Genomic DNA, 12,945 nt, shown 5'->3' with positions numbered 1-12,945 from the left:
AAAATGTAAAAATAATGTTATAATGCCCGTTGTGTTGGCTAGGTACCCAGAACAAAGAACGGCAAAGCGCCAGATCAAATCACAAGTCGGTCGCTTGTGGGACGCAACGGGGTTTGAGGAAATGCGCGTGAAAAATTTATTTATGTTAGACGTGGATGGCACGCTGGTCGACAGCTGCCAAATGGACCACGAGTGTTTTAGCGAAGCGGTTTATGACGTCACCGGCTTAACGGTGCCGGATGATTGGGGAGGCTATACCAATGTCACCGATGCGGGGATCATTGAAGAGCTGATTGATAGCCATGAGCTTCAGCGCGAAAAAATCATGTTGTTTCGAGAAATAAAGCGCGTATTCACCCATAAACTGGCCGACGCCATTGCTCAGCAAGGATTAAAGCCGTTGCCAGGCGCAGTGGCATTTATTGATGAGATGCGTCATATGCCCACGGTTGCCTTGGCGATAGCAACAGGCGGTTGGGAAGAAACCGCACGGATGAAGCTTAAAGCCGCTGGTTTTAATATTGACGGTATTGTTTTTTCTTCTTGCTCAGATGCGATGAGTCGCAGCGAGGTAATGGCATTGGCTGCTTTCCGTGCCAAACAAGATTACGGTGTCCATTTTGAGCGTCGCATTTATTTTGGTGATGGGGTGTGGGATAAACAAGCCACACAGTCTCTTAACTATGAGTTTGTCGCCGTCGGTGACAAAGTGGAGCATGATGTGAGGGTAAGTAATTTTACTAACCCACGTGCTATTTTGGGTAAGCTTGGCATTGAAGAATCGCAGCGCCAATACGCTTAATCGCTTGTGTGTAAACGCGATACAATGCGTGAACGCGAACAATGAGCAGACAAGAAAAGCCGAAGCATCGATGCTTCGGCTTTTTATCAGACGAGCATTCGCCAATACATGACTTGCTTACTGTGTATCAACCACCGCATTGTTGCCTTGGTTAGGCACAGCGTTTGAGGCTGCGCGGTTGTCATAGGAAGCAAAGTAGGCTTGAGTTTCCTCTATCACTACCTTGCGCAGCAGCAATAAGCCAATCAAGTTAGGAATAGCCATTAAGCCATTGACGATATCGGCCAGTATCCAAATGGTGTTTAATTGAATAAAGGCACCAGATGCAATTAAGCCAATAAAGAATAGCTTGTAGATATAAATCGCTTTTTTGCCAAACAGGTACGCAACACAGCGTTCACCGTAATAGTGCCAACCTAAAATGGTGGTAAAGGCAAAAAACAATAGACCAATATTCACCAGCATCGGACCAACAGCGCTTTCCATCCCTACCGCAAAGGCATGTGAAGTCATGGCGGCCCCCGCTAACTCACCCGACCAAGATTGCGTCAGGATCAAGGTGAGCCCGGTCATGGTGCAAATCACCAGTGTATCGATAAAGGTGCCGGTCATTGATACCAAACCTTGCTCGACACAGGAGTCGGTTTTTGCTGCGGCCGCGGCAATGGGCGCACTCCCGAGGCCAGATTCGTTAGAGAATACCCCACGTGCAATACCCGATTGAATCGCCAGCATCATGCCGGCACCCGCAAAGCCACCGGTCGCGGCCATACCGTTGAAAGCAGACTCAAACACCAAACTGACGGCTTGTGGCAGTTGCGCGGCGTTTGCCACGAGTACCCATAAGCATGCGCTTACATAGAGTACTGCCATTACGGGCACAATCTTGGCGGCGACGGCAGAAATGGATTTAACTCCGCCTAATGTCACTAAGGCGACAAGCACGGTCAAAAGTCCAGCAACGGCGACAGTAGGAATGTTGAATAAATGGGTCGCTGCGCTGCTAATGGCGTTGACTTGTGGGAAGGTGCCAATGCCAAAACATGCCACGCCCAGTCCAAATAAAGCAAAGAGCTTGGCGAGAATAGGTTTACCGGCCCCTTTAGACAGGTACATCATCGGCCCACCGAGCATATTGCCTTTGTGGTCAGTCTCGCGGTATTTGACCGCCAACAAGCACTCTGCATACTTGGTCGCCATCCCTAAAAAGGCGGCGAGCCACATCCAAAACAGCGCACCAGGGCCGCCAAGAGAGATGGCTGTAGCCACGCCGATAATATTCCCCGTCCCTATGGTCGCGGATAAGGCTGTACACAGTGCCGCAAACCCTGACACATCCCCCTGGGTTTTGGCGTTCGAGGACTTAAAGATTTGCTTGAGCGCAAACGGCAGGCGACGGAGTTGGAGTAACCCCAACCGTACTGTAAAAAAGAGCCCTGTACCGGTGAGTAGCAAAAGAAGCGGTGGCCCCCATATCCAGTCGTCAATGGTGCCTAGAAGTGTTTGTATATCCGGTAGTTGCGAAAAAAATGGCATTAATTCCCCCTTTAAACATCAAAGGAGGAGATAGACCACACTAATATTAACAAAAGTGCTACATATTGGGGTGGGTATCTCCTCTGTCCTTTTGCCTGAGAGTTTCACTTGAGTACAAGCTTGCTCCTTCGGCGCCCGAACTAACGGGTCTCTCCAGAGTCTCCTCCAACAGCAGTCCATACAATTAAGTGCCTGAAAGATTTACTTCTTCGGCGGATGGCGCTTGCCACCTCTCTCCTGCTGTCTTCATCGGAACGTCGTTATGACGGAAAGTATGATAGATCACAAAAATTTGAATGCAATGCAAAAATGAGTGAACGGGGAATAATTTTTTCTTAAGAGTAAAAAATGCCAATTTCTAGTGTTTTTTTCTAACAACCGAGGCGACAACTCTCGCTTTCTCCGAGTTTTTTAACGCTAAATGAGACAAAAGGGGGTTAATTTTTTCCCACATTGGCCGATAAATTGGCTAATCTAGGCAGGCGTATACTAGGATAACGAGCAGTCACATGACCACGTGGAACGAACTTTTAGGCGTGAATGCTGGCGATAATGCCGAGCAAATAAAACAACGCTATAAGCGACTTTCTAGCCGCGTACATCCAGACAAAGGAGGGAGTACGGGGCTAATGCAGCTGGTCAGTGAGGCCTATCAAGCGGTGAAGTCAGGCAAGGGCGAGGGGAGTGCGCTCGGTCAATCACAAAGTGACGCCAGCCAAGCGGCATTGCGCAGCCAGATCGCGCAACTGCAAAAAGAAGTGTCGGCGTTGCAACAAGAAAACCGAACACTGAAGTCTCGCCAAGCCGATACCCAAATCCCCGCCCACTTGGCGGCCAAAATGGCCAAGCTTGAGTTTGATAACCGCCAATGGCGTGAGCAATATCAAAAACTCGAGCGACAGCACCAGTCGTTGGAATCTCAACATCATGCTTTACAGCGCGAGCAGGACCAACGCAAAAAAGATTTGCTGCTGGTGAACCGCGAGTTAAAAGAAGCGCTAACGCGCGCAGAGCAACTGGAAACCGATCTTACCCGCAAAGCCACCCCTGTCACATTAAAGCCAGCGAAACCTGGCTTATCGTGGCGCTGGGTGCTTGCGTCTTGGGCAATGATAGCACTGCTAATTAGCCCTTTGCATCAATGGCAGCAATGGGTTGATCGCGTTTTGGGTCAAGATCAGGATCAGACGGCTCAACGTGTACGTATTATCGATCCAGCGCCCTCAGAGCCTCAGCCCACGCAAGTGAATAATGTGCCTCAGCCTCAGGCGACGCCTGCGCCAGTGAGACCTGTTGCCCCAATGATTCAGCTTAACCCTGACGCGAATCAGTGGCATATCAATCAATATGCTGAGACCGCACGACCTTACTTAGCATTGCGCAGCGAGCAAGGATCGTATGTGGTTGCGAATTGTATGGGTGAATTTTATATCTACCTCAATCAGGGCTATCAGCCGCTTCGTGTGCCACCTAACTTGGATTACTTGGCACAGCGTCAGCACTTTCATGTTTATGCCATTCCTTACGGACAGGGCGCATCGGTGGATAGTTGGCAGCTCGCACGTAAGGTCGAAATACTCGAGCATACCTTTGTCAGTGCTGACTTGGCGCCCAAACTCAGCGCATTTGAACAATCGTGCCGACAAGTACCCGGCTTAACCGCGGTAAACTTATAAAATAGTCACGTGACGAAGCAAGACATCTCACATCGCCTCGTGTCGCAAGAGAGTCGATAGTAAGATTACAGGTCGCAAGCTGGCATGTTCGAGATATCAGTACGATAAACCGTGAAATAGCGCCTGATTTCATGCCCATGTATTACACTGACCAATAAGTAATAAGCGTGACTGATGAGGCCTGTAACTATGCTCGATCAAGCGATGTTTGCGCACCAATTCGATCCACCACGGCAAGACAGCCTTAGTGGGGTGTTTCGGCGTTATAAACTGGCAGTCTCTCACTCGGTGTCTGTTGAGGAACATGTCGCTGGTATCGGGATCCCCTCATGGTCTGAGGGACGCACCGCCGCCAGCCAAGACGCTGCGGTGGTTAAAACCATGATGGCGCAAGGGGCCAGCCTGATAGGGCAACTGCAAATGGACCCCTTAGGCGTTAGTATTACCGGTTTTAATCCCTTTTACGCGGAGCTTCGCAATCCCCACTTTCGTCAGTACCGAGTGGGAGGAGTAAACGCAGGTATTGCGGTGGCGGTGGCAAAAAAATTGGCTGATTTGGGCATGGGTAATGATGCATTTGGCGGCGTGCGGATCCCTGCAGCACACTGCGGCCTGTTTGGTTATCGTCCCACGCCAAACCTGATCGATACCCAGGGGATCATCTCTGTCGCAGAAACCTTTGATAATGTGGGTGTGTGCAGCGCGGCACTTGGCCCGCTCAGTCAGTTTCAAGAGCTGGTCGCCAAGCCTTCCTCTGCGGTGACGAATATCCAGGGCGTAGTCATCGCCGAAGCGGTGTTTGCCTTGTTTTACAGTGACGAAGCGATGGCGCAGGTTTATCAGCATCTTGAGCGTTTAAGCTTACCGCAAGAGTCGACCCTAGCCATGAACAAACTTGTGCTGTCGCGGCTTGAAAATGCGCAGGTGTCGATCGCTAGCCAAGAATTTTTGCTGATGTATGGTACGTGGTTGCAACAGGCCAAGCTTGATTTACCCACCTCAACGCAACAGTATTTAGATCGCTTACAAGCGGTCGACTACAAAGCGCATTATCAGGCGAAGAAAACCCGCAAGCAGTTGAGAGATACCGTTTGTGCTATGTGGCCAAGTGATAAGGTGTTGCTGCTTCCATCCACACCGGGCGCCATTTTACCTCGTGATGCGGATGCGTCAGACAGTGATGCGTTTAATTTATCGCAGCGCCGACTGATGGCGCTAGCGGAGGTTTGTGGTTTACCCCAGCTCACTATCCCGTTGTTTGAGCATCAAAACACACCTTACGGGGTAACATTACTGGCTCACCCTTACAAAGATAAGTTATTGATGGAAGTAGCACGCCGTTGGCTCGATTAACCGTTTGGATTGCACCTTTATCCGCCCAGCCGTCAAGAATTTTCTATAAAAAACCGTTTATTGCTTTTAAAGTATTGATAATGAACTAAAAAATAAGTTAGGGGTTACGCGTTTACTATCAACAGAAACTGTGGATAACCGCTTGGATTAGTCGGTGTTTAGCTTTATAAGTTCATGAAAAATAGTTTTATTTTACATGTTGTCGCTTTCGGTGATAACTCTGGTGAGTGTTACGAGAAAGTGACAAATTAGCTGTCACTTTGGTTTAACACCGCGTAGAGACTGTATTCATCCATATTCTGATCCGGTGATGCTGTCACTGTTGTCACTTTTTGGCTGATTTAAGTTTGTACTGTGTCTTACAATGGCTACGCATCACGTGCCTCGAACGCAGGGCGGTGTGTTTAGTTTTGCGCCCGCGAGTCCGTTCGCGCCATACTTTGAAGCTCCGCGGTTTTAATTCACGTCGCATTAACGCAATCACATCGTCTTGGCATAGCCCATAGAGTGCTTCAATCGCCTCAAACGGGGTTCTATCTTCCCACGCCATTTCTATAATTCGGTCAATCTCTCCCGGTTGTTCGTTCAATGCCATGTCGGTCTCCTTGTGCTGGTGGCCAATAGTACGCGTAGAGTCGGAAAAACCGATCAGCGTGTTCCTTCTAACCCATCAATCCTGTTACCCTTGTTTTTGGGATATTTAAAAATAAACAATAAATACAGATAGTTACGGAAAGCCATTTTTAGCAAGGGTAAAAGATGATATCTATCCTAACGGCCTGTTGTTACTGACGATTATTACGCTATTCTATGTTCACTGCCGCACAGGCAGCTTAGAAATTGACCTCGGCGTCGCTGTCTACCGTGACATAGGTTCACTGCCGCACAGGCAGCTTAGAAACATGTCTGTGGGTAAACTGTGTTTCAGTGTGTTCACTGCCGCACAGGCAGCTTAGAAATCGATTTGCTGGTAGGTGGGGCCTGTTACTAGGTTCACTGCCGCACAGGCAGCTTAGAAAACACAGGTAATCATGGGCGTCCTGGGTTGTGGGTTCACTGCCGCACAGGCAGCTTAGAAAATACCGGACGGGCCAGGCCGTAAACCGTGCCCGTTCACTGCCGCACAGGCAGCTTAGAAAGTTCGTGCCATTTTTTCGCGCCCGAAGCGGTGGTTCACTGCCGCACAGGCAGCTTAGAAAGTCGTACGTTTTCATAAACCACGGATCGACAAATTCACTGCCGCACAGGCAGCGTAGGTGACACAAGCCCCAGCACGATGTTGGATAGGGGGACATTGCCAACGGGCGCCTGTCACGATCAGGGGTTAATAGTTGGCTCCGATGTCGGATGGCGCGCGGCGAAAGTAATACCAAGTTTGCACGATCGAGTTGGCGCTTATGCCGACCTACGCGAACTTTAACGTCGGTGGTGCCATTGGCGACCGAGACACAAGCCCCAGCACGGTGTTGGATAGATGCACATTGCCAACGGGCGCCTGTCACGATCAGGGGTTAATAGTTGGCCTCAATGTCGGATGGCGCAGTGCAAATCACACCAAGCTTGTACGATCGAGTTAGCGCTTGTCCGACCTACGCACAGGCAGCTTATGAAGAGAACGAGATCTCGTTGGGTTACGTGTTCATTTACCGTCGCTAGAGTCGATTCGGCGGTGCACCAATGATTTTTAAATCCGCTTTTCTACGCTTTTTCATCGTCGCGTAGAAATTCTCGTGCGAGCTAATATTAAGCAGGTAGAGCTCGAGTTTGTTTTCAACCCACGCGTAGCCAAGTAACACCTCTTGCCTATCGAGCTTGAACTTGTGCACCCAAAGATAAGACAGATCGCCTTTTTTCTGGGTGCCAAGCGTGGGATCTTCAATGATTCTGTCTATCTCGTCCTCGACCACTTCACATTGCGCCTCGGACAACTTGTTCATCTGCTTTTCAAAAACACGAGAGACGAAGACATCAATCTGATTGTCGTGGGGTCCGTCGCTCATAACGTTTTACCTTACCAAGCTTAACTTCTTCAGGTGCAATCAGCGCCTCTTGCACAAAGCTGTAGGGTAAATCAGGGTTCTCAGTCATAATTTTTCCGATTTTTGCCCAGTACTCAATTTGCTTGGGCACAGAGCGCATTTCAGCTTCTGCATGCACTTTTACATCTGACACAAACTCATCATCTAACCGTACGCTGGTTGGCATGATTCACTTACCTCGTTTATAAATCTTCACAAGTCACTATGCGACAAAATGTCGCACATTGCAATGTGCTTAGGCTATATTCTTGGCGTAATCTGCCAGTTGCACTGCGCCAGTTGCACTGCGCACGGTGTCAATCATACCCAGCTTGCGCGATCGAGTTGGCACTTATACCAACTGATGTCAATGCACCATGCTAGTCTTGATATTGTGACTTATTAAACAATGAATATGTTGTAATTCCTTAAATGACAACTAATATGTTGTATATAAGCTTTGATACAACATTAAAGTTGTTTGAGGGTGTAATGGTGTCACTAAAAGATATAGCGCGCGCATTGCAAGCGCGTCGCAAATCACTCGGGCTAGAGCAGTCTGACATGTACATGCGTATTGGCATGAAACAACAGCAGTATCAGCGAGTAGAAGCGGGGAGTGATGTTCGGTTATCGACTTTACTGCGCGTGCTCGAAGGGCTCGACCTCACATTAACGCTCGAGCCCAAAACGTCTCAGATGGTTGATGAGCCAGTAAACCTTGATCGTTATAAAGATGATGATAACGACGATCTCGACTTTTGGTTAGGGACGGAGCATAGCGATGACCAAAACCAGTGAAGACGTTGAGGGGCTGAACATTCAACTGCATGGCGTTGATGTAGCTGTTGTTACGCACTGCGCGGGCGGGAAGAATATTCTCACGTTCAATCCGGCGTTTATCGCCTCCTCTCAGCATGAGCGTTTAACCTTTTCGTTAAGGCAACGTCGCGATCCGCAATACTTACACATACCACAAATTCGCACGGATAAACTGCCGCCAGTGCTCTCCAACTTGCTCCCAGAAGGCGCATTGAGAGACGTCGTCTCACAGGCGTTACAGTGTCATACAAACAATGAGTTCGCGATACTGGCATACATGGGCAAAAACCTGCCCGGTGCCATTGTGGCGACGCCGATTAAAGCGGGCGAGTTACCGCGTTGGGCATTGGCGCAAAGGCTCTCAACTGCACCGCAGCAGATTGATGTTAAGCATGCTGATAGCAAATTTTCATTAGCCGGCGTACAGATGAAATTTTCTTCATCGCACCGTGATGGTCGATACCATATTGATCACGACGCCAATGAAGACTCATGGATCATAAAAACACCCTCAACCGTGCATAAAGGCGTGCCTCTCAACGAGCTCACCTGTATGACGCTCGCTGCGCAGGCCGGCGCCGTGGTTCCTGAAATACGTTTGATCAATGTGGCTGAGTTAGAGGGCTTACCCAATATTCAGCTACCAAACGAGCCCTTTGCGTATGGCATACAACGCTTTGATCGCGGGTCGGATGGCCGAATACATGCGGAGGATTTTGCTCAGGTGTTTGGCTTATATCCTTCAGATAAATATCAAAAAGTGAATTATGAGCAGTTGGGTAAAGTGTTATATTGTGAGAGTGCTAATGGGCGAGAAGACATACAGCAAATGGCACGCAGGCTACTGATTAATATCTTGCTCGGGAATGGTGATGCGCACTTAAAAAACTGGACGATCTGTTACCCCGACCGTATGTTGCCGCGTTTAGCACCGCTTTATGATGTGGTCTTTACGCAGCCTTATATTGAATATGACAACATTGCGTTGAAAATGGCGAAAAGCAAGCGGTGGTCTGATATTAGTTTGAGCCACTTCGAATGTTGGTCGCAAGATGTAGGTGTGCCGTGGCAAATGATCAAACCGCATCTGTTGGATACGATCAACTTGGCGAGAGATATCTGGCCAAATCAACTTGTGCAATTACCGATGTTAACGGAGCACAAAGCGATGCTACGTAATCATTGGAAAGCCCTGCACAAGGACTTCACCATCGATTCGTAACCCAACGGAGAACTAAGCCGGCATCTTCTTACCCTTATTTTTTAGCTATTCAAAAATAAGCAATAAATACAGAGCGTTACGGAAAGCGATTTTTAACAAGGGTAAAAGGCGATTTTTATCCTAACGGCCTGTTGTAACAGATGATTGTTAGGTTATTCTATAGTTCACTGCCGCATAGGCAGCTTAGAAATGACTTGTTCGCTGCTCAGTCGGTGCTCAATGGTTCACTGCCGCACAGGCAGCTTAGAAAAACCAAGTCAGCAATCGACCGAGCAGTTAAAGGTTCACTGCCGCACAGGCAGCTTAGAAAACAGTGAGAGATTCGCAGGGGCGCGGCATCAAGTTCACTGCCGCATAGGCAGCTTAGAAAGTTTGGCGTTTGTGCCGGCTCTGGTGTGCGGTGTTCACTGCCGCATAGGCAGCTTAGAAAAAGCTTTGCAGGTGTTCCGCTGCTTTGAGCTTTCCTCCTTACCTCTATTTCTCTTACTGTTGATGCCTGTCTGGGTTTTTCATAGAAATGACTAATTTGAAATACCTCTAGGTGATTAAGCTTTATGCCCTGACTTTAATCGTTGAATATTTTCTATCGATCAATCAAAAACTAATCGACGGGGAGACTACTCCTGTCTAGTTCTTTTTAACCGGTGGCAAGAATCTATTCTACGATAAGAAGATAGCGATTTTTGGTCGATGTTGTCTGTTGTTGACTGGCAGGAGTTGGGTATGAATATCAATAACACCATGAAGTTAGTGTTTTTTATAATTGGGGCAGGGATTGTCGTTAGTTTTATAACGATTATTCAACTCAACGGCCTAATGAATAAAGTCGATGAGATGGCTCAGGTGCGATATGAATCGTATCAAACGGCTGATGAATTAAGGCAAAGCTCTGATGACTTGACCCGCTTAGGAAGAACGTATGTGGTGACGGGGGATGAAAAGTACGAAAAAATGTACATGGATATTCTCGCTATCCGTAATGGAGAGAAACCTCGCCCCGAAAATTATCACACTATTTATTGGGATTTAGTATTAGATTATGGGCAAAAGCCAAAACCTGATGGAGAGACAATCGCGTTAAACCAGCGTATGCGGGAACTTGGCTTTACGGAGAAAGAGTTTGATTTTCTTAAAAAAGCCCAGGCTAACTCTGATGGATTGGTGAATATGGAAGTGAAAGCCATGAATGCGGTCAAAGGGCTTTATCCGGACAGTAGCGGTAACTATACCGTCCGTGGCGAGCCAGATCGGCAAATGGCGATCGACTTGTTACATAGCCCACAATATCACCAAGAAAAAGCAAAGATCATGAAGCCTATCGAGCGTTTTTTTGTGGCATTGGAAAAACGAACCAATGCGCAATTTAATCAGGCGGCGGCTAGCGTGAAGAAAACCGTTCTCATTGGCAATATTTCGTTAGCCGTTGTGGTTGTGATTGCTGTGCTGGGTTATGTAATCACCAAACGTAATGTTGTTAACCCCATTGATAGAATGGCATCTACCCTCAAAAGCGTTGATGATAACTCAGATCTAACGTTGCGTGTTGATGATAGCAAAAATAATGAAATCGGCACGATTGGTAGCACGGTAAATAAAGTAATCAGTAGCTATTCGTCGACTATTGAAAAAATCAACGCCGTCAACCATATGATTTCTCAGATCACAGAGAGCTTAGTGAACATCACGGATAAAAACGCCAAAGTATCGAGCCAGCAAAATCAGGAATTGGAAATGGCTGCGACCGCGATGGAAGAAATGACGTCTGCATTATCAACGGTTGCGGAAAACACGTCGATGGCGGAAAAATATGCGGGCAATACCGAGCAAGAAACTGGTTCGAGTAAAGAGGTGTTTGACAAGACAATGCTAGAATTCGGTAGCTTGGAAACGGAGTTCAAGAAAACCTCGGAAGTCATTCAAGAATTGGCTGATGAATCGACCAATGTTGGTAATGTGTTGGACGTGATTAAAGACATCGCTGAGCAAACAAACTTGTTGGCCCTTAATGCGGCTATTGAGGCAGCACGTGCAGGTGACCAAGGCCGCGGCTTTGCTGTGGTAGCGGATGAAGTTAGGTCACTTGCACAGCGCACGCAAAAGTCGGCTGGCGAGATAGAGGAAATGATTGGTGGTTTACAAGGGAAAGCCGAGCAGTCGACACAAACCATCCGCGTTAATGCAGAAAAGATCTCATCCACACGGGATAATATGACCACAGCGAATGATGCCCTGGGGACAATCAAAGAGTCGGCGGTGGAAATACATCGCCTCAATACCTCGATTGCCTCCGCGACCGAAGAGCAGTTATCTGTCAGTGACGAGATTTCTGGCAACTTATCGAATATAAAGCACTTGTCGAGTATAAAGCACTTGTCGAGTGATATGAACGAGGCAATTGAGCAATTAGGTCCGATTGTCTCTAATTTGAAAGAGAATGTTGACTCGCTTAGTGGCGCTATTCGACATATTCGCACAGAATAGCCGCCCGTTGAGCTGCTTGCCAGGGATAGGCAAGCAGCAATTCACGCTAGGCCAGTGCATGTGCTTTCAGCGTGACCTTCCACCGCCATCCAGTTTAAAAGCAGGCTCGAGACTAAGCACTCGCGCGTCCTCTAAAGAGACGATGCCCCATGGCATTGAACACAGCGCCAGCGACAATTAACCCGCCACCGGTATAGGTCCAGATAGACGGGACTTCGTTAAATATCCATACCCCAATTAATGTCGAGAACACGATTTGAATATACGCGTAGGCGGAGGCTTGTCCCGCTTGTTGGGTTTGCATCGCTTTAGTTAAGCCGTATTGGCCAACTTGGGTAAAGACGCCCACTAACACCAACAGCAAGGTCAGTGACAGGCTGGGCAGTACAAAAGACGGCCACATCAGCACGGTCGCGACGGGCAGGGCAACCATGGGAAAGTACAAAATAATTACTGAGCTGTCTTCGGTGCGACTGAGCTTGCGGACAATCACATAGGCAATCGAGCTGCCTAAGGCGCCCATTAACGCAACCACCACGCTAAAGGTGGGGAGGGCATCGTCAATAGAGGCATTAAGGTTAGGTTGAACCATGATATAGAGCCCAGTTAAACAGAGGGCGATACACACTAACGTTGCCCCTTGTAAGCGCTCTTTAAGCAGCACGAGCCCAAGGATAGCGGTAAATACCGGGTGGGTGTATTGCAGCACTGTGGCTTCGGCGAGCGGCAGCGTCGTAACTGCATAGTACACACACATTAATGCCATGGTTCCCAATACGCCGCGCAATAAAAGTAGCGGTTTGTTGTTGCCCAAAGGCGATAGACCTTTGCGCCTGACATCGGTGTAGCTGATGATGAGTGAGACCAAGGCCCGCGATGCCACGATCTCAAACACTGGGATACCCTTGAGGCTCACATATTTTACACAGGCCGACATTAGCGCGAACCCGAATGCAGAGAGCAGCATATAGCGGATCCCGATGGGGATCGCAGAGAAAGATAAGGCAGGCATAATCACACGGCGTTGAACAACAA

The 12,945-nt window shown here is 48.2% G+C and carries 11 protein-coding genes, 2 CRISPR repeat arrays and 2 riboswitches; of the genes, 6 read left to right on the top strand and 5 right to left on the bottom strand.

From position 1 onward, the window contains the following. Positions 1-127 precede the first annotated feature (127 nt). A complete protein-coding gene (locus FCN78_RS07105; protein WP_235607524.1) occupies positions 128-802 on the top strand; it encodes an HAD family hydrolase in 675 nt (224 codons plus the stop codon). 117 nt (positions 803-919) lie between these two features. Here the strand turns inward: FCN78_RS07105 and FCN78_RS07100 are convergent, their stop codons facing one another. After that, a complete protein-coding gene (locus tag FCN78_RS07100; protein WP_077658681.1) occupies positions 920-2,338 on the bottom strand; it encodes an alanine/glycine:cation symporter family protein in 1,419 nt (472 codons plus the stop codon). Positions 2,339-2,419: 81 nt separating this feature from the next. Continuing rightward, positions 2,420-2,497, bottom strand: a riboswitch (glycine riboswitch). Between the two features lie 3 nt (positions 2,498-2,500). Next, positions 2,501-2,588, bottom strand: a riboswitch (glycine riboswitch). 259 nt (positions 2,589-2,847) lie between these two features. Here FCN78_RS07100 and FCN78_RS07095 point away from each other — a divergent pair. Together FCN78_RS07095 and FCN78_RS07090 are read left to right on the top strand one after the other, a co-directional pair. Continuing rightward, complete coding sequence (locus FCN78_RS07095) at positions 2,848-4,014, top strand: J domain-containing protein (protein WP_077658680.1); 1,167 nt, start codon at positions 2,848-2,850, stop codon at positions 4,012-4,014. 174 nt (positions 4,015-4,188) lie between these two features. Next, positions 4,189-5,367, top strand: coding sequence for an amidase family protein (locus FCN78_RS07090; RefSeq protein ID WP_077521397.1), 1,179 nt, complete (start codon positions 4,189-4,191; stop codon positions 5,365-5,367). A 325-nt stretch (positions 5,368-5,692) separates the two neighbouring features. Here FCN78_RS07090 and FCN78_RS07085 read toward each other — a convergent pair whose 3' ends face one another. The 3 genes from FCN78_RS07085 to FCN78_RS07075 all read right to left on the bottom strand — a co-directional run bounded on the left by FCN78_RS07085 (position 5,693) and on the right by FCN78_RS07075 (position 7,572). Then, complete coding sequence (locus FCN78_RS07085) at positions 5,693-5,962, bottom strand: TIGR03643 family protein (RefSeq protein WP_077658679.1); 270 nt, start codon at positions 5,960-5,962, stop codon at positions 5,693-5,695. 217 nt (positions 5,963-6,179) lie between these two features. Then, positions 6,180-6,626: direct repeats of the CRISPR family, unit length 28 nt; unit sequence GTTCACTGCCGCACAGGCAGCTTAGAAA. Positions 6,627-7,019: 393 nt separating this feature from the next. Then, positions 7,020-7,367: a type II toxin-antitoxin system RelE/ParE family toxin gene (locus FCN78_RS07080; RefSeq protein ID WP_077658678.1), complete on the bottom strand. Its 348-nt coding sequence runs from the start codon at positions 7,365-7,367 to the stop codon at positions 7,020-7,022. Further along, the gene (locus tag FCN78_RS07075; RefSeq protein ID WP_077658677.1) at positions 7,336-7,572 is read right to left on the bottom strand and encodes a TA system antitoxin ParD family protein; all 237 of its coding nucleotides are present in this window, start codon (positions 7,570-7,572) and stop codon (positions 7,336-7,338) included. The genes FCN78_RS07080 and FCN78_RS07075 overlap by 32 nt, the downstream gene beginning before the upstream one ends. A gap of 305 nt (positions 7,573-7,877) precedes the next feature. On the opposite strand from FCN78_RS07075, the gene FCN78_RS07070 reads away from it, so the two are divergent. The 3 genes from FCN78_RS07070 (at position 7,878) to FCN78_RS07060 (ending at position 11,910) form a co-directional block, all read left to right on the top strand. Next, positions 7,878-8,186, top strand: coding sequence for a helix-turn-helix domain-containing protein (locus tag FCN78_RS07070; protein WP_077658779.1), 309 nt, complete (start codon positions 7,878-7,880; stop codon positions 8,184-8,186). Next, a complete protein-coding gene (locus FCN78_RS07065; protein ID WP_077658676.1) occupies positions 8,170-9,429 on the top strand; it encodes a type II toxin-antitoxin system HipA family toxin in 1,260 nt (419 codons plus the stop codon). Before FCN78_RS07070 ends, FCN78_RS07065 begins: the two co-directional genes overlap by 17 nt. A gap of 161 nt (positions 9,430-9,590) precedes the next feature. Continuing rightward, a CRISPR array of direct repeats spans positions 9,591-9,860; the repeat unit is 30 nt; unit sequence GGTTCACTGCCGCACAGGCAGCTTAGAAAA. A 292-nt stretch (positions 9,861-10,152) separates the two neighbouring features. Next, positions 10,153-11,910: a methyl-accepting chemotaxis protein gene (locus FCN78_RS07060; RefSeq protein WP_077658675.1), complete on the top strand. Its 1,758-nt coding sequence runs from the start codon at positions 10,153-10,155 to the stop codon at positions 11,908-11,910. Positions 11,911-12,022: 112 nt separating this feature from the next. Here FCN78_RS07060 and FCN78_RS07055 read toward each other — a convergent pair whose 3' ends face one another. Continuing rightward, positions 12,023-12,922, bottom strand: a complete 900-nt coding sequence (locus FCN78_RS07055; RefSeq protein ID WP_077658778.1) for a DMT family transporter — start codon at positions 12,920-12,922, stop codon at positions 12,023-12,025. Positions 12,923-12,945 lie beyond the last annotated feature (23 nt).

It is taken from the genome of Salinivibrio kushneri (genome assembly GCF_005280275.1).
In the GTDB taxonomy this organism is placed as follows: domain Bacteria; phylum Pseudomonadota; class Gammaproteobacteria; order Enterobacterales; family Vibrionaceae; genus Salinivibrio; species Salinivibrio kushneri.
The sequence above is the reverse complement of the archived record's forward strand: the minus strand, read 5'-3'. Positions and strand labels throughout refer to the sequence as shown.